General features: G+C 53.7%; 17 protein-coding genes. 7 read left to right on the top strand and 10 right to left on the bottom strand.

Features of this window, described 5'->3' with window-relative positions:
• Nucleotides 1–47 precede the first annotated feature (47 nt).
• Nucleotides 48–1376: a hemolysin family protein gene (locus tag SD961_RS01100; protein WP_318788570.1), complete on the top strand. Its 1329-nt coding sequence runs from the start codon at nt 48–50 to the stop codon at nt 1374–1376.
• 45 nt (nt 1377–1421) lie between these two features.
• Here SD961_RS01100 and SD961_RS01095 read toward each other — a convergent pair whose 3' ends face one another.
• Nucleotides 1422–1628, bottom strand: coding sequence for a DUF1107 domain-containing protein (locus SD961_RS01095; protein WP_246760837.1), 207 nt, complete (start codon nt 1626–1628; stop codon nt 1422–1424).
• Nucleotides 1629–1943: 315 nt separating this feature from the next.
• On the opposite strand from SD961_RS01095, the gene SD961_RS01090 reads away from it, so the two are divergent.
• Nucleotides 1944–2501, top strand: coding sequence for a YtfJ family protein (locus SD961_RS01090; RefSeq protein WP_318788569.1), 558 nt, complete (start codon nt 1944–1946; stop codon nt 2499–2501).
• 288 nt (nt 2502–2789) lie between these two features.
• Here the strand turns inward: SD961_RS01090 and cysQ are convergent, their stop codons facing one another.
• Nucleotides 2790–3530: a 3'(2'),5'-bisphosphate nucleotidase CysQ gene (cysQ, locus tag SD961_RS01085; protein WP_318788568.1), complete on the bottom strand. Its 741-nt coding sequence runs from the start codon at nt 3528–3530 to the stop codon at nt 2790–2792.
• 326 nt (nt 3531–3856) lie between these two features.
• Here cysQ and SD961_RS01080 point away from each other — a divergent pair, with 326 nt between their 5' ends.
• The gene (locus SD961_RS01080) at nt 3857–5815 is read left to right on the top strand and encodes a bifunctional 2',3'-cyclic-nucleotide 2'-phosphodiesterase/3'-nucleotidase (protein WP_318788920.1); all 1959 of its coding nucleotides are present in this window, start codon (nt 3857–3859) and stop codon (nt 5813–5815) included.
• 33 nt (nt 5816–5848) lie between these two features.
• Here the strand turns inward: SD961_RS01080 and fklB are convergent, their stop codons facing one another.
• Nucleotides 5849–6469: an FKBP-type peptidyl-prolyl cis-trans isomerase gene (gene fklB / locus SD961_RS01075; protein WP_318788567.1), complete on the bottom strand. Its 621-nt coding sequence runs from the start codon at nt 6467–6469 to the stop codon at nt 5849–5851.
• Nucleotides 6470–6767: 298 nt separating this feature from the next.
• On the opposite strand from fklB, the gene SD961_RS01070 reads away from it, so the two are divergent.
• Nucleotides 6768–7328 (top strand): OapA family protein, encoded by a 561-nt coding sequence (locus tag SD961_RS01070; RefSeq protein WP_318788566.1) that lies wholly within the window; start codon nt 6768–6770, stop codon nt 7326–7328.
• Between the two features lie 65 nt (nt 7329–7393).
• On the opposite strand, the gene rplI is transcribed toward SD961_RS01070, so the two are convergent.
• The 4 genes from rplI to rpsF are packed head-to-tail and all read right to left on the bottom strand — an operon-like array spanning nt 7394 to nt 8837.
• Entirely contained in the window at nt 7394–7846 is a 453-nt protein-coding gene (gene rplI / locus SD961_RS01065) for a 50S ribosomal protein L9 (RefSeq protein WP_306208372.1), read from the bottom strand.
• Between the two features lie 39 nt (nt 7847–7885).
• Nucleotides 7886–8113 carry a 30S ribosomal protein S18 gene (gene rpsR / locus SD961_RS01060; protein ID WP_002210155.1) on the bottom strand — a complete coding sequence of 76 codons (228 nt, stop codon included), beginning with the start codon at nt 8111–8113 and terminating at the stop codon, nt 7886–7888.
• 4 nt (nt 8114–8117) lie between these two features.
• Nucleotides 8118–8435 carry a primosomal replication protein N gene (gene priB, locus SD961_RS01055; protein ID WP_318788919.1) on the bottom strand — a complete coding sequence of 106 codons (318 nt, stop codon included), beginning with the start codon at nt 8433–8435 and terminating at the stop codon, nt 8118–8120.
• Between the two features lie 6 nt (nt 8436–8441).
• Nucleotides 8442–8837 carry a 30S ribosomal protein S6 gene (gene rpsF / locus SD961_RS01050; protein ID WP_318788565.1) on the bottom strand — a complete coding sequence of 132 codons (396 nt, stop codon included), beginning with the start codon at nt 8835–8837 and terminating at the stop codon, nt 8442–8444.
• Between the two features lie 398 nt (nt 8838–9235).
• Between rpsF and SD961_RS01045 the strand changes: the two genes are divergently transcribed.
• Nucleotides 9236–9445: a hypothetical protein gene (locus tag SD961_RS01045; RefSeq protein ID WP_306208377.1), complete on the top strand. Its 210-nt coding sequence runs from the start codon at nt 9236–9238 to the stop codon at nt 9443–9445.
• 121 nt (nt 9446–9566) lie between these two features.
• Here SD961_RS01045 and yjfP read toward each other — a convergent pair whose 3' ends face one another.
• Nucleotides 9567–10316, bottom strand: a complete 750-nt coding sequence (gene yjfP, locus SD961_RS01040) for an esterase (protein ID WP_318788564.1) — start codon at nt 10314–10316, stop codon at nt 9567–9569.
• A gap of 164 nt (nt 10317–10480) precedes the next feature.
• On the opposite strand from yjfP, the gene SD961_RS01035 reads away from it, so the two are divergent.
• Both SD961_RS01035 and bsmA read left to right on the top strand, forming a co-directional pair.
• Entirely contained in the window at nt 10481–12415 is a 1935-nt protein-coding gene (locus SD961_RS01035; protein ID WP_318788563.1) for a methyl-accepting chemotaxis protein, read from the top strand.
• A 49-nt stretch (nt 12416–12464) separates the two neighbouring features.
• The gene (gene bsmA / locus SD961_RS01030; protein WP_318788562.1) at nt 12465–12788 is read left to right on the top strand and encodes a biofilm peroxide resistance protein BsmA; all 324 of its coding nucleotides are present in this window, start codon (nt 12465–12467) and stop codon (nt 12786–12788) included.
• Here bsmA and SD961_RS01025 read toward each other — a convergent pair.
• Together SD961_RS01025 and rlmB are read right to left on the bottom strand one after the other, a co-directional pair.
• Nucleotides 12765–14393: an isovaleryl-CoA dehydrogenase gene (locus SD961_RS01025; RefSeq protein ID WP_318788561.1), complete on the bottom strand. Its 1629-nt coding sequence runs from the start codon at nt 14391–14393 to the stop codon at nt 12765–12767. The two genes, bsmA and SD961_RS01025, sit on opposite strands and share 24 nt — an antisense overlap.
• Nucleotides 14394–14500: 107 nt before the next feature.
• On the bottom strand, nt 14501–15235 hold the full coding sequence (rlmB, locus tag SD961_RS01020) for a 23S rRNA (guanosine(2251)-2'-O)-methyltransferase RlmB (RefSeq protein WP_318788560.1): 735 nt from the start codon (nt 15233–15235) through the stop codon (nt 14501–14503).
• Nucleotides 15236–15282 lie beyond the last annotated feature (47 nt).

Raw genomic sequence — 15282 nt, 5'->3', positions numbered from 1 at the left:
CGCTTTCACCTGATAGCCACTGAACCGGGCCATTTTATGGATGTTTTATGTTAGACAGCTTGCTTGTCATCGTACTGCTGATTGCGATCAGCTCATTTTTCTCTCTTTCAGAAATCTCGCTTGCCGCCGCGCGCAAAATTAAGCTGAAGCTGCTGGCCGACACGGGCAACATTAATGCCCAGCGGGTAATGAAGATGCAGGAAACGCCAGGGATGTTCTTTACCGTGGTGCAAATCGGGCTTAACGCAGTGGCCATTTTAGGCGGTATAGTTGGCGACTCCGCCTTTTCACCCGCTTTTCGCTCCCTTTTCGAACGTTTTACTAACCCAATCCTGGCTGAACAGCTCAGCTTTATCTGCTCTTTTACTCTTGTCACCAGCCTGTTTATCCTTTTTGCCGATCTCTTCCCAAAACGTCTGGGAATGATCGCCCCTGAAGTGGTGGCGTTGAAAATTATCAACCCCATGCGCTTTTGCCTGTTTATCTTTCGTCCTCTGGTCTGGTTCTTTAACGGCGGGGCTAACATCATCTTTCGCCTGTTCAAAATTCCTCTGGTGCGCAAGGATGACATTACCTCTGACGATATCTATGCGGTCGTAGAAGCTGGCGCGCTGGCGGGCGTATTGCGTAAACAGGAGCACGAGCTGATTGAAAACGTGTTTGAGCTGGAGTCCCGTACAGTTCCCTCTTCCATGACCTCACGTGAAAACGTGGTGTGGTTCAATCTGCATGAAGATGAAGAGAGCCTGAAGGAGAAGATCGCCAATCATCCTCATTCCAAATTCCTCGTCTGCAACGATGATATCGACCATATCGTTGGCTACGTCGACTCGAAAGAGCTGCTGTTAAGGGTGCTGGGGCACCAGAGCATGGCGCTGAACAGCGGCGTGCAGATCCGTTCTGCGTTGATAGTGCCGGACACGCTGACCCTCTCTGAGGCGCTGGAGAGCTTTAAAACCGCCGGTGAAGATTTTGCAGTGATCATGAATGAGTATGCGCTGGTGGTGGGAATTATTACGCTGAATGACGTGATGACGACACTGATGGGCGATCTGGTCGGCCAGGGCATGGAAGAGCAGATTGTGGCGCGTGATGAGAATTCCTGGCTGGTGGAAGGCGGCACGCCGATTGACGACGTTATGCGCGTGCTGGATATCGATGAATTCCCACAGTCCGGCAATTATGAAACCATCGGTGGCTTCATGATGTTTATGCTGCGCAAAATCCCAAAACGCACCGATTTCGTGAAGTTTCACGGTTACAAGTTTGAGGTAGTAGATATCGACAGCTACCGTATCGATCAACTGCTGGTAACCCGCATTGATGCGCGTCCAACGGCGGCGGCGGCTGTACTGACTAAAGTGGCTGAAGAATAAAGGCAGGGAAGCAACAAAAAGGCGCGAATAGTCGCGCCTTATTTTTTAGTTAAACTCGGTCTGCAAGCGCAGCACCTGACGGTTTACTTCTGACATCACGCTGTAGTGCTGCTTATCTTTAATTCGTGGGATCAGGATCTTGCCTTTATCGAATTCGAAAGCGCCTACGTCTTTGATATATATCCTGCCGCGAAACAGCGTTTTTACGTATTTGGCTACCTGCAGCGGGTTGTATCGCTGGAAGATCTTCATGCTAATTAATACTCCTGAAAATGATGCGCGCTGCGTCGTGTCCAATCTCGGTACGAATCCTTGCAGCGCAAAGTGGATTCACTATAGACCAACATCGCCTTCCTGAAGTCCGAAAAATGAATTTTTTTACTGTTTTTACACATCGTGACAGAGGTCTCTCTGCTTTCGAAGTGTCCAGACAGTATAAACCTTCAATTGAAAGCGAATTGTGCAGTGTGTTGCAAAGATGTTGGCCCGATGCGACAGCAGCATCTTCTGCGCTTATTATTGCAGGAACATGACTAACTGGTCTGATCACCTTAAAAGGAGAAGCCGATGGCTGCCGTTCGCTTACTTTTTGTTCTTATCTCACTTTCACTGCCTTGTATTGCGGGCGCGCATGCCTTTAAAGAGGGTCAGCGCCTCCCCGCTATCGGTATTTCTGATAAAGGTGAGCTGATGTTGCAGCAGGATAAGTTTAGCTATCAACGCTGGAACAGTGCGAAATTGCCGGGCAAAGTACGAGTGGTTCAACATATCGCTGGCCGCTCGTCATCCAAGGAGAAGAACGCTTCGCTTATAGAAGCGATTAAGTCAGCAAGGTTTCCACACGATCGTTACCAGACCACCACCCTGGTTAACACCGATGATGCCATTCCCGGCACGGGAATGTTCGTCCGCAGCAGCATTGAGAACAACAAGAAACAGTTTCCCTGGTCGCAGTTCATCGTAGACAGTGACGGCGTGGCTAAAAAAGCCTGGCAGCTGGAGGATGGTGGTTCCGCGATTGTGGTGCTGGATAAAAAGGGTGAGGTGCGTTTTGCAAAGGATGGCGCGCTGACGCAGGAAGAGGTGAAACAGGTAGTGGCGCTGGTGCATAAGCTGCTGGAGTAAAGGGTGAGATCAAGGCCTGTAGTATAAGGACAAAAGCAAAACAGCGGCGCTGCCTGCCCTTCAGCCAGACATCGGGAAGAGAGAGTGGGCTGATAAGCAAAGGCTAAGCGGCATGGACGCCGCTTCGTAGCCCCAGGGAAGGGTTCACGGTATCTTTGTGTTCAGCCCACTCTCTTCGACCATGCAACTCAGATTACAGATTACGAGCGCTGTATATATTCAGACCGATGGCCTCCCATATTTACAGGTCGTGCATCTTTCAAAAATTCCAAATCACGCACTTAACTATCAGAAAATCGAAACGCGGAAGCCAGGATTCAGGAAGGATTCGCGTGGAGCATAATCCAGATCCTTGCCCTGCCAGTCGTGAACGTGCGCGCCTGCCGCTACTGCAACAGCATGCCCTGCACCGGTATCCCAGATATTGGTCGGCCCGAAGCGGGGATAGAGCTGCGCTTTCCCTTCCGCCACCAGGCAGAACTTTAACGAAGAGCCTATCGCCGTGGTCTGATGCTCACCTAACTGGCTGAGATAATCCTCCAGCTCAGTGTCTGAATGGGAACGGCTTACCACCACCAGCGGCGGACGGGCTTCCCGTACCTGAATCTGCTCACGGTTTCCGCCCTCTTCTTTCCACGCTTTGCCCTCCGCTGCGGAGTACATGACGCCCAGTACCGGAGCATAGACCACGCCCAGCACCGGTTTGCCCTTCTCAATCAGAGCGATATTCACCGTGAATTCACCGTTACGCTTGATAAACTCTTTGGTGCCATCAAGGGGATCGACCAGCCAGTAGCGCTGCCAGTGCTGGCGTACCTGCCAACCCGGCGGGTCTTCTTCCGATAACACCGGAATCTCTGGAGAAAGTGCAGAAAGTCCCTGAACAATCACCTGGTGGGCAGCAATATCCGCCGCAGTAACCGGTGAATCATCTGACTTGTGAGAGACATTAAGCGGCGCCTGTCCGTCATACACCACCATGATCGCATCGCCCGCTTCCCGAGCCAGCTGGCAGATTTTGTCTAACATTTTACACCTCATGATTAGCATCTTAAGACCGCGTATTACCGGCCAGTCTGTACTTGCATACCGATGGCTAAAACCTTAACCGATCATAGCAGCTGATAGTATCCCCCTCGCTGCCAGATCCTGAACCGGCAAGCTGTGATTGCTAAAGAGTGGGCTTAATTATCAACAGCATAATGTATATGGCGTTCAGTAACCTCCGCTTTTTAACCTCAGAGGTATAAGCAGTAAATATTTGTGGCTGATCACATTTATATGAGACATAAGGTAACAAGTTCATAAAACTTTGCGATGTTAGAGCGCTGTCGCCCCTGACTAACGGAGAAATGATGTTTTACGGAAAAATAACCTTGCAGACCACGCTATCCCTTTCGGCACTTTTTGTCGCAGCTTCGCTTCATGCCGCTACGGTCGATTTCCGCCTGCTGGAAACCACCGACCTGCACAGCAACATGATGGATTTTGACTACTACAAAGATACGCCCAGCGAGAAATTTGGCCTGGTGCGGACGGCCACGCTGATTGAAGCCGCCCGCAAAGAAGCCGCCAACAGCGTGCTGGTCGACAACGGCGATATTATTCAGGGCAGCCCGCTCGGCGACTATATGGCAACCAATGGCCTGCAGCAGGGCGAAGTGCATCCTGTCTATAAGGCGATGAATACCCTGGATTATACGGTGGGCAACCTGGGCAACCATGAGTTTAACTACGGCCTTGATTATCTGCATAAAGCAATCAGTGGCGCCCGCTTCCCTTATATCAATGCCAATATCATCGATGTTAAAACCGGTAAGCCACTTTTCACCCCCTGGCTGATCAAAGCTGTGGCAGTCACCGACAGAGAGGGGAAATCCCACCAGCTTAAGGTGGGTTACATTGGATTTGTGCCGCCGCAGATTATGGTCTGGGATAAAACAAACCTCACCGGCAAGGTTACGGTGAACGACATCACTGAAACTGCCCGTAAATGGGTTCCGGAGATGCGCAAAGCGGGGGCCGATATCGTGGTCGCCATTCCCCACTCCGGTCTCTCTGGCGACCCCTATAAAGCGATGGCGGAAAACTCGGTCTATTACCTCAGCCAGGTGCCGGGCATTGATGCCATACTTTTCGGCCATGCGCATGCCGTTTTCCCCAGCCAGGAATTCGCCAGCATTAAGGGCGCGGACATTAACCAGGGAACGCTGAACGGTATTCCCGCCGTGATGCCGGGAATGTGGGGCGATCACCTGGGCGTGGTCGATCTGGTGCTGGATAATCAGCAGGGGCGCTGGCAGGTCAGCAGCGCCAGGGCGGAAGCCCGTCCGATCTACGATAAAACGGCGAAGAAGTCGCTGGCCGCAGAAGACCCAGCGCTGCTGAAGGTGATGGAACAGGATCATAAAGCGACGCGCGAATTTGTCAGCAAACCGATCGGCAACTCTGCAGATGTCATGTACAGCTACCTGTCGCTGGTGCAGGATGATCCTACCGTGCAGATAGTAAACAACGCCCAGCGAGACTATGTGCAGCGTTACATTCAGGGCGATCCCGATCTGGCCACTCTGCCCGTACTGTCGGCGGCTGCGCCCTTTAAAGCGGGAGGACGGAAAAACGATCCCTCCAGCTATGTTGAGGTGGAAAAAGGCCCCCTTACCTTCCGTAACGCCGCCGACCTCTATCTTTATCCCAACACGCTGGTAGTGATGAAAGTCAGTGGCAAAGAGGTGAAAGAGTGGCTGGAGTGCTCTGCCGGTCAGTTCAATCGGATCGATCCACACAACAGTCAGCCCCAGTCGCTGATTAACTGGGATTTCCGTACCTACAATTTTGATGTGATTGATGGCGTTAACTATCGCATCGACGTTACGCAGCCGGCCAGATACGATGCCGAATGTCAGATGAGCAACGAAAAGGCTTCGCGTATCAGAGATCTGACCTTCAAGGGTAAGCCGATCGACCCGCAGGCAACCTTCCTGGTAGCAACGAATAACTACCGGGCCTATGGCGGTAAATTTGCAGGAACGGGGGAGAGCCATATTGCTTTTGCTTCACCGGATGAGAACCGTTCCGTCGTTGCAGCCTATATCAGCGCGCAGACCAGGGCTGAAGGCGAAGTGAAGCCGCAGGCGGATAACAACTGGAAGCTGGCGCATATTGAGAGCAGTACGCCGCTGGATATTCGTTTTGAAACCTCTCCCGGTGAAAAAGCAGCAAAATTTATCCGTGCGCAGGGGCAGTATCCGTTACAGCAAAAAGGAACGGATGAAATCGGCTTTGCTCTTTATCAGGTAGATTTGCAAAAATAAGGGGAATGGGCCAGGCGTACCTGGCCCGGAATCTTACAGGATCTCTAACAGCTCCACTTCAAACACCAGGGTGCTGAAAGGAGGAATAGAGGCACCTGCGCCACGCTCGCCGTAAGCCAGTTCATGAGGAATAACCAGCTCCCACTTTGAACCAACAGGCATCAGCGTCAGCGCTTCGATCCAGCCTGGGATCACGCCGCTCACCGGGAATTCAGCAGGCTCGCCGCGCTGTACTGAACTGTCGAATACGCTGCCATCGGTCAGTTTGCCGGTGTAGTGCACGCGTACGCGGTCCTGACGGGAAGGGATTGCGCCCTCGCCCTGAGCAATCACCCTGAACTGCAGACCTGACTCGGTGCTGCTCACGCCGTCGCGCTTGATGTTCTCTTCCAGGAATTTCTGACCTTCAACTGCCATTTCCTGCTGGCGCTCACGACGCACAGCATCAGCACGCTCATGAACTTCGCGCAGCGCACGGTGAACAACATCTACAGGTACAGCAGGGGCGTTCCCTTCCAGCGCATCGCGCAGGCCCGCCAGCAATGCTTCTGGTTGCAGACCCTGCAGACCAGATTCCAGCAGCTGCTGGCCAACCTGTAAACCGATACCGTAACTTGCTTGCGCTTCTACGCTGTCAAAAGAAGGGGTAGTCATGGATTTTCCTTTCATCATTGATAAAACCAGTGCAGAGCATAACAGCGCAGACATCGGGCGTAAAATGGCATCTTCTTCAGGTGACTTTTCGCCGTTAAAAGGAAACAATACCCGGATCCCACGGGCGGAATAAACTCCGCACGCACAATGCGTTATCAGCTATATTTTAGTCGAGGTTAACATGGGCCATCTTGCCCGCAGGCGAAGGAAAAGCCAGTCGCTTTCTCTGAACGGTTGGTTAAACCGGGTAGTAAAAAGCTCACTATTTGCGCGAGGTTCGCGCCCGGAGGAGGACCCCATGCCCAAAGCGTCTTCATCATCACGAATCCCGCAGTTGTTCAGCTGGATTTGGCATCTGCCGGAGTCTGTACGCTGGATGGATCCGTTACCGCCTTTCCACCGTCGCGGTATCATCCTCTCACTGTTGGTGATGCTGCTGGCCTTTCTCTGGCCTGCGCCTTCACCCCAGCGGCCAGCGATGACGTCAGGCCACTCTTCTGAGACCAGCATACCGATGCAGGCTGAACTCAGTAGTGAACAGCCAGAAGCGCCGACACAGAGGCCCTCAACGCCAGCGCCCTCGGCTAACGACTCGCAGGGCACATGGCATAATTATCAGATTGCCGCAGGGCAAACGCTGGCGCAGCTGTTTCGCGATAATAACCTGTCGGTCAATGATGTTTTTGCGATGGCACGGGTAGAGGGCGACGATAAGCCGCTGAGCAATTTACAAACCGGACAGGCTGTTCGCATTCGTCAGAATGCTCAGGGTGTGGTGAATGGCTTAACGGTGGATACCGACAACGGACAGATATTATTTACCCGTCAGCCAGATGGCTCCTTTGTTCGCGCGCAATAAAGCGGCGGGGACAAAAACAAAAACGCCGGCACGAGGCCGGCGTTTTTTCGCAGTAACGTCAGCGATTAAGCTTCAGAAACCACGTTTACAATCAGTTTAGCGAAGACTTCGCTGTGAACCTGGAAGTCCACTTCGTGCTCACCGGTGGTGCGCAGAACGCCGTTCGGCAGACGAACTTCGCTCTTAGCCACTTCAACGCCAGCTGCAGTTACAGCGTCAGCGATGTCGCGGGTACCGATGGAACCGAACAGTTTACCTTCGTCGCCTGCTTTAGACGCGAGAGTAACGGTGCCCAGTGCGTTGATTTTCTCAGCACGTGCATTAGCTGCAGAGAGAACGTCAGCCAGTTTGGCTTCCAGTTCTGCACGGCGTGTTTCGAAGAACTCAACGTTTTTCTTGGTAGCAGGAACAGCTTTACCCTGTGGAACCAGGAAGTTACGAGCGTAGCCCGCTTTAACGTTAACCTGATCACCCAGGCTGCCCAGGTTTGCTACTTTATCAAGCAGAATAACTTGCATTACCTTATCCTCTTAAAGTCGTTAATAGACAGCGGCCAGTTACTGATGACGATCGGTATATGGCAGCAGGGACAAGTAGCGAGCGCGCTTGATGCAACGAGCGAGCTGACGCTGGTATTTTGCACGAGTACCGGTAATACGGCTCGGGACAATTTTACCGCTTTCGGTAATGTAGTTTTTCAGCGTAGCGATATCTTTGTAATCAATCTCTACAACGCCTTCCGCGGTGAAACGGCAGAACTTGCGACGACGGAAATAACGTGCCATTAGGCTAGTCTCCAGAATCTATCAATTCAATCTGCTCGGCATGCAGTACCGTTTTGTTCAGTCCATTGCGGCCTTGATGGCAGCTAATAAAGCCTGAAACGGTAAGGTGCGTGCCGACCGTTATACTAAGAGTTTGGGCCTGATGGGCTTTGCCGCTGATAATCACCGGCATCCGACACCAGGCTTGCCGGGTAAAACCGGCTTCCACCTGCGATGAACGGTGCTCAAGCACGAACTGGCAGTGTGGAATACCTGACGGGCTTATTTTACGCATCGGCGTCTTGCACACAGTGCCAGACAGCGTCAGCCGGTTAGCCGTCACGGTCAATTACTCTTCAGAATCCCCAGCATCTGCATCATCAGAGGTTTCGTTAGCAAAATCTTCGCGACGATCACGACGCTCATCTTTCGCTTTAACCATCGGAGATGCTTCAGTTACCGCGTGCTTAACGCGCATAACCATGCTGCGGATAACGGCGTCGTTGAAGCGGAAGTTAGTTTCCAGCTCATCGATCGCTTCCTGCGGAGCTTCCACGTTCATCAGAACGTAGTGTGCTTTGTGCAGTTTATTGATCGGGTAAGCCAGCTGACGACGGCCCCAGTCTTCCAGACGGTGGATCGTGCCTTCTGCACCAGTGATAGCACCAGTGTAACGCTCGATCATGCCCGGAACCTGTTCGCTTTGGTCAGGGTGAACCATAAATACGATTTCGTAATGACGCATCGAATTTGCTCCTTACGGATTATTCAGCCTCCTGTCGGGGTCAGCCGCGGCCCATGGAAGCAAGGAACGTTATAAGCTGTGCCCCAAAATCTTTATCGGGTCACAACCTGAGAATGCGGCTGAAAAATTGACGCGTAATCATACTGGCGGCTCTGCAGAAACTCAAGGTAAAGTCGCGGCGGGGTGTAAATTATTTGTCAGCGGGGCACTGCTCAAAGCAGGCGTTTCGTGCTTAATGAGCGAAATCATTCTGTTAGAGAAAAGTCGTTCAAAAAAGCTGATCTAAAACAGCAAGAATTACTAATACCTTTTAGCGCGGAAGAGGCTAAACTATACCTGTTGCTTATGACACGACCCTGACGTCAGCGTCAGAGGGTTATCTGATTGTGGAGTTCACTATGAAAACCATCGCAATCGCCACTTTACTCGGTCTATTCCTTTCCACATCCGCCCTTGCCAGTACCTCTGGCTGCGAGCAGCAGGTGAAAAGCTACACCAGCAACGCGGCGAACAGTTACGTCTATATAAACCGGATTGCGTCTCCGTTAGACAAAACATCGCATAAAGCCCCAACCACCGCAGCAGAGCGGCTCTCCGGGCAGCTTTGAGAGCCTGACTCACAGGGTTGATATTGGCAGAAACGGCATGGCTCCCGGCCAGGGTTTACCTGAACGGGGGCTGCCCGATGGCTGCTGAGCGGGATAATGCGCCGCCCTGAGTTAAACAGGGTTACAGATAGCGCTTAAAAAAAGCCGCTATCGCTGCCAGCGCGGGCGGCGTGATGCGATGCCCAACCTCTTTCTCGGTAATAAACGTCAGATTTCCATCGAGTTTCGCTTCCCGCAGCGCTTTTTCTAACCTGAAGCTTTCTGCCGCAGGCACCACTTCATCCGCTTCACCGTGCCAGACCAGCAGTGGCCGGTTGGCGAGCTTTTCCAGCTGTTCGCTGACATCATAACTTGCCAGTGGTGCCATTCTTTCATCAAACTCTTGTTTCTGCTGCGGCGTTTTGGCCACCAGCGGAGGAAACAGCGTCTGTGACAGCGACATGAAATAGCCTGAACCCATCATACTGGCTACGCTGGTAATATGAGGGTATCGCGCCATCGCGCCCAGTGCGGTCATGCCGCCCATTGAGGCACCCGCCACTGCAAATCGCCCCTCTTCCACCAGCTTTTGTTCGCGTAGCGCCTCTTCTATAACCGGCACCTCATCAATGTTGCTTTTCAGGATCTCCCAGAAACGGCTCAGCCTTAACTCTGTATCGCCGTTGAAGCGTGAACCATGCATATCCGCATCTGGCATCACAACGCGAAATCCCGCCTTTGCCAGTTCAACGGCAAAATAGGCGTAGACCTCCTTCGATGAGGCAAATCCGTGCCAGAAAAGCAAGGTAGGCAGCGGTGCAGAGCGTTTCCCTGCTGGTGTGGCGTGCAAACACTCAATGCCTGCAAAAGAGTCCGTCGCTATCTCAATCATTAAGCCTCCGGTAAAGAGAATATGGCAATGAGGGGCCAACTCAAAAAACTGGCATTTGCGTTTATTCGCTAAATGGTTAGCCTGCTCACAAAATTAAAAACTAAATGTTTCATGAGTGTTGCCGTTAACCGATTCAACCCCCTAAAAAAATTAACAGGTCACCCATGAATAAATTCTCATTTCGGCGCTGGAGCCTGGGCGTAAAGCTCTCGGTGATCACCTCGCTCAGTGTCGCCCTGCTTTTACTGATCCTGACGTTAGCCTTAACGCACAATGCCGCTAAGCAACTGCAAACATTAACCCAGGAAAATATGGATAACCAGGTCGGCGGTATCGGCGATATGGCGGCCATGTTCAACAGTACGCTTAGCGAAGAAGTGGCCAATTATACGGCTCTCTTCCAGAGTTTTTTACCCAAACGCTTTACGCTGGATGAAACGCAGCAGATTGCCATTGGCGCTGAACAGACGCCAACCCTGCGCGCGGGCCTGAAAACCCTGAACCTGGATCAGGTTCTGGTGGATGACTTCCAGCAGCGCACGGGCGCAATTTCCACGATTTTCGTGCGTACGGGCGACGACTTTATGCGCATTTCCACCTCGCTACGTAAAGAGGATGGGGAGCGTGCCATCGGCACCCGTCTGGATCACGCCAGTCCCGCCTGGCAACGCGTCCAGAAGGGAGAAATTTATCAGGGCGTAAGCATGCTCTTCGGCAAGCGCTATATCACGCAGTATCAGCCGGTGAAAGACGACAGCGGTAAGGTCATCGGCATTCTGTTTGTTGGCGTGGATATCAGTAAACAGTATGCCGAAATCCGGCAAAAAGTGCTGAGTAAGAAGCTGGGTGCAACCGGGCATTTTGTGGTGCTGGATAACGCTGAAGGCAAAAACCACGGTAAGTTTGTTTTCCACCCTTCAGAAGAAGGGAAAACGCCGCGCTGGTCAGAAGCATTACAGCAGCAGTTGCTGAGCACGCCGGGCGGTATGGTGGAAGCGCCTGATGAAGATGGTTCGACGCAAATCATGACCTGGCATCGGTTGCCTGAGTGGAACTGGGTCATTCTGGGCGAGGTGGACAAATCCAGCCTGCTGGCGCCGATTGAGCGCACCCGCGATCTGTTCCTGATGATTGGCGCCGCGCTGGTGCTGGTATTCGCCCTGGGCTTTGTTATCACCACGCGCAACTGGATCAGCAAGCCACTGCAGGAAGTGATTGAGCTGGCCCGGCATTATGCCGCTGGCAACCTGCTGGCCACGCTGGATACCCGTCGTCATGACGAAGTAGGCCAGTTAATTATCGCCATCAACGGGATTGGTGACGGACTGGAGCAGATTGTCGCTCAGGTGCGTGAAGCCGCACAGGAGATCAGCACCGGCACCGATGCTATCGCGCTGAGTAGCGAGAATATCAGCGAACAGATCTCCCGTCAGGCCAGCAGCGTGGAAGAAACCTCAGCCAGCATGGAGCAGCTTAGCGCGACGGTGGCACAGAACGCGGCCAACGTCTCTCAGGCTCTGACTCTGGTCGATGAAGCCGCCTCAGCGGTAACCAACGGCGGCGAGACCGTGTCGCGCTCGGTGGTAACCATGACCGATATCAAGAGCGCCTCGCAGAGCATTGCTGACATCACGCATGTGATTGAGTCTATCGCTTTCCAGACCAATATTCTGGCGCTTAACGCAGCCGTTGAAGCCGCACGCGCAGGCGAACACGGTAAAGGTTTTGCCGTGGTAGCAGCAGAAGTCCGGGCGCTGGCGCAACGCAGTGCGCAGGCGGCAAAAGAGATTGACGGATTAATCGAAAACTCGCTGAGCAAAGTGGTTCAGGGTCACGCTCTCTCCGAGCAAACGCGTCAGGCAATGGAGGATATTGTGGGGCGCATCGGGCAGGTTAAAGTGCTGATGAGTGAAATCAACGTCGCCTCGAAAGAGCAGTCGGCTGGCATCGGACAGGTGAACATTGCCATGAACCAGATTGGCCAGGCCACGCACCAGAACACCGAGCTGGTTTCCACCTCCGAGACAACGGCGCAGGAGCTGAGTCGCAAAGGTCATCATCTGACGGATCTGGTCAGCGTATTTACGCTTAAAGGCTAAATTCGGTGGGATAGTTTACACTTTTTAGCTATCCCACTGGAGAACCGCCATGAGCCGAGTAGCCATCTTACTGTTTGTTTTGCTGACCGCTGGCTGTAGCCAGTTTAAAACGAAACCTGAATCTCCGCCGCCGCCAACGTCACAGGCCCAGGAGGTCAATCGCGCGCAAAGCCTGACTCTCACCAAACTTGGCTCCATCACTGTTAATGAACGGGGCTCGCCAGACGATGCGGAACGGGCGATAGCGGCTAAGGCCAACCAGGCTGGCGCAAGCTACTACTACATTCAGATGATCAGCGAAACCGTGATGCCGGGCCTCTGGTACGCCAGCGCGATTCTTTACGGCCCTTCAACCACCGGTGGCGCGCAGTAGCAGGCGCGCGGCTACACTTTCCGGCACCGGGGTGTGGCCTCTGGCATCGAGCATCTGGCGGCACCATGCGTCCGCCAGCCCCGGTTCCAGATGGGTCATCACCTGCGCACCGCAGGCAAGAGCAAACAGCGCTTCACACAGGCTTCTGGCCTGTGCCTCCTGCGGCTTACGCAGCCAGAGCTTTGTCTGACGCCACAGGCTGTCGTAATGACGATTCTGCCCTTTCACCGCGTCAAATTCCGCACAGAGCATCTCTGTTACGCCCGGCTGTCTGGCCACTACCCGCAGCACATCCAGGCACATAACATTTCCAGAGCCTTCCCAGATGCTGTTTACCGGCATCTCACGATAGAGGCGCGGCAGCTCACTCTCTTCGCAATAGCCGATGCCGCCCAGCACCTCCATCGACTCGGCAACAAAGACGCTGCCTTGTTTGCAGACCACATACTTGGCTACGGGAGTAAACAGGCGGCTGAAGACTTTCTCTTGCTCACTCTGAGCAAGAGACCAGGCGCGGGCAAGGCGCATCAGCATGGCGGTCTGCCCTTCCAGCATCAAAGCCTGAGAACATAAAACCTGCCGCATAAGCGGCTGTTCCACAAGTTTTTTGCCCAGCACCTGGCGCTGATGCACATGATAAAGTGCGACCGAAAAGGCCCGCCGCATCATCGCGTGGCTGCCCAGCGCGCAATCGAAGCGGGTATAGCCGCCCATTTTCAGGATCTGACGGACGCCTTCCCCCTCTTCGCCAATCAGCCAGCCGCTGGCATTAAAAAACTCCACCTCGCTGCTGGCATTGGAGCGGTTACCCAGCTTCTCTTTCAGTCGTTCAATATGCACCGCATTTCTTTCGCCGCCAGGCAGCAGGCGCGGCATGAAAAAGCAGGATAAACCGCCTTTCGCCTGTGCCAGCACCAGGTGAGCATCACTTTGAGGTACTGAAAAGAACCATTTGTGCCCGGTAAGGTGGTAGCACTCGCCATTGCCACGGGAAGCGGCTGGTTCAGCTCTGGTGGTATTACTCAGCAGATCCGTACCGCCCTGCTTCTCAGTCATTCCCATGCCGATCAACACCCCTTTTTTCAGCGGTGCTTCCTGCAAATGCGCATCGTAGCGATCCGAAAGCAGTGGCTTCAGCCACGCCTGAAAAGGCGCGGGAAGGTGCTTTTGCAACAGAGGAATGGCACCGAAGGTCATAGTGATGGGGCAAAGGCTGCCCGCTTCAACCTGCCCATGCACGATAAAACGGGCTGCACGGGCCACAAAGGCCGTTGCGGGCGCATTTTCCTGCCAGGGAAGATTATGTACGCGATTGGCGCACAGTCCCTGCATCAGCAGATGCCAGGCGGGATGAAAGCGCACCTCATCCAGCCGTTCGCCCCTGGCGTCGAAACGCAGCAGCTCAGGCGGGTAGATGTTCGCCAGCCGGCCTAATTCCAGCGACTCTGCGCTGCCTAATTGTTGCCCGACAGAAGTGAGCAGATCGGTATCCCAGCCCGCGCCCTCGCGCAGTACGGCCTCGCGTAGCGGCGTATCGGAGAGAAACAGATTGCTGTTCGCCAGAGGAAGAGGTTGATTAAAAACGGTATGGGTTTTCCACTCCATTGCGCCATCCTTTTCATTCACACAAACACACCGTGATTATGCGTGACAGAGCAGAAGTGGCGAGGAAAAGAGAGGGAATTCGGGGCGCAGGTCACGCCCCGTAACTGTTATTTACGGCGCTGGCGTACCGCTTCGAACAGGCAAACGCCCGTAGCAACAGAGACGTTCAGCGAAGAGACGCTACCCGCCATCGGAATGCTGATCAGCTCATCACAGTGCTCACGGGTCAGACGGCGCATACCTTCGCCCTCTGCGCCCATCACCAGCGCCATCGGGCCGGTCATTTTACTCTGATAGAGATCGTGATCGGCTTCGCCAGCCGTTCCGACGATCCACACGTTCGCTTCCTGCAGAACACGCATGGTTCTGGCCAGGTTCGTTACGCGGATCAGGGGAACATTTTCTGCCGCGCCGCTGGCAACTTTTTTCGCCGTGGCATTCAGTTGGGCAGAACGATCGCGGGGGACGATAACCGCATGTACCCCAGCGGCATCAGCGCTACGCAGGCAGGCACCCAGATTGTGCGGGTCGGTAATACCGTCAAGGATCAGCAGGAACGGCGAGGCCAGACTTTCCAGCAGGCCCGGCAGGTCATTTTCCTGATACTGACGACCAGGCTTCACGCGGGCCACGATGCCCTGATGCACGCCCCCTTCTACCTGGCTGTCCAGCCACTGGCGATTCGCCATCTGCACCACAATGCCCTGCGCTTCCAGCTCTTTTACCAGCGGCTGCAGACGCTTATCATCACGCCCTTTCAGGATAAACACTTCCTGAAAACGTTGAGGATCGCTCTCCAGCAGCGCCTTTACGGCATGGATCCCAAATACAATTTCACTCATTGATCGGTTACTCAGTTGGTCTTTATGCGCGTGCGGAACGGGGTCCA

This window comes from Erwinia sp. MMLR14_017, from assembly GCF_033657285.1.
In the GTDB taxonomy this organism is placed as follows: domain Bacteria; phylum Pseudomonadota; class Gammaproteobacteria; order Enterobacterales; family Enterobacteriaceae; genus Erwinia.
This window is presented reverse-complemented; position numbering and strand designations above follow the sequence as displayed.

What these genes read in the sequence shown, in the direction of transcription:
- rpsF (WP_318788565.1), bottom strand. Translation starts at nt 8,837, where the DNA reads ATGCGTCATTACGAAATCGTATTTATGGTTCACCCTGACCAAAGCGAA.
- rplI (WP_306208372.1), bottom strand. Translation starts at nt 7,846, where the DNA reads ATGCAAGTTATTCTGCTTGATAAAGTAGCAAACCTGGGCAGCCTGGGT.
- fklB (WP_318788567.1), bottom strand. Translation starts at nt 6,469, where the DNA reads ATGACTACCCCTTCTTTTGACAGCGTAGAAGCGCAAGCAAGTTACGGT.
- bsmA (WP_318788562.1), top strand. Translation starts at nt 12,465, where the DNA reads ATGAGCCGAGTAGCCATCTTACTGTTTGTTTTGCTGACCGCTGGCTGT.
- SD961_RS01100 (WP_318788570.1), top strand. Translation starts at nt 48, where the DNA reads ATGTTAGACAGCTTGCTTGTCATCGTACTGCTGATTGCGATCAGCTCA.
- SD961_RS01080 (WP_318788920.1), top strand. Translation starts at nt 3,857, where the DNA reads ATGTTTTACGGAAAAATAACCTTGCAGACCACGCTATCCCTTTCGGCA.
- SD961_RS01090 (WP_318788569.1), top strand. Translation starts at nt 1,944, where the DNA reads ATGGCTGCCGTTCGCTTACTTTTTGTTCTTATCTCACTTTCACTGCCT.
- SD961_RS01095 (WP_246760837.1), bottom strand. Translation starts at nt 1,628, where the DNA reads ATGAAGATCTTCCAGCGATACAACCCGCTGCAGGTAGCCAAATACGTA.
- SD961_RS01070 (WP_318788566.1), top strand. Translation starts at nt 6,768, where the DNA reads ATGCCCAAAGCGTCTTCATCATCACGAATCCCGCAGTTGTTCAGCTGG.
- rpsR (WP_002210155.1), bottom strand. Translation starts at nt 8,113, where the DNA reads ATGGCACGTTATTTCCGTCGTCGCAAGTTCTGCCGTTTCACCGCGGAA.
- yjfP (WP_318788564.1), bottom strand. Translation starts at nt 10,316, where the DNA reads ATGATTGAGATAGCGACGGACTCTTTTGCAGGCATTGAGTGTTTGCAC.
- SD961_RS01025 (WP_318788561.1), bottom strand. Translation starts at nt 14,393, where the DNA reads ATGGAGTGGAAAACCCATACCGTTTTTAATCAACCTCTTCCTCTGGCG.
- SD961_RS01035 (WP_318788563.1), top strand. Translation starts at nt 10,481, where the DNA reads ATGAATAAATTCTCATTTCGGCGCTGGAGCCTGGGCGTAAAGCTCTCG.
- cysQ (WP_318788568.1), bottom strand. Translation starts at nt 3,530, where the DNA reads ATGTTAGACAAAATCTGCCAGCTGGCTCGGGAAGCGGGCGATGCGATC.
- rlmB (WP_318788560.1), bottom strand. Translation starts at nt 15,235, where the DNA reads ATGAGTGAAATTGTATTTGGGATCCATGCCGTAAAGGCGCTGCTGGAG.
- SD961_RS01045 (WP_306208377.1), top strand. Translation starts at nt 9,236, where the DNA reads ATGAAAACCATCGCAATCGCCACTTTACTCGGTCTATTCCTTTCCACA.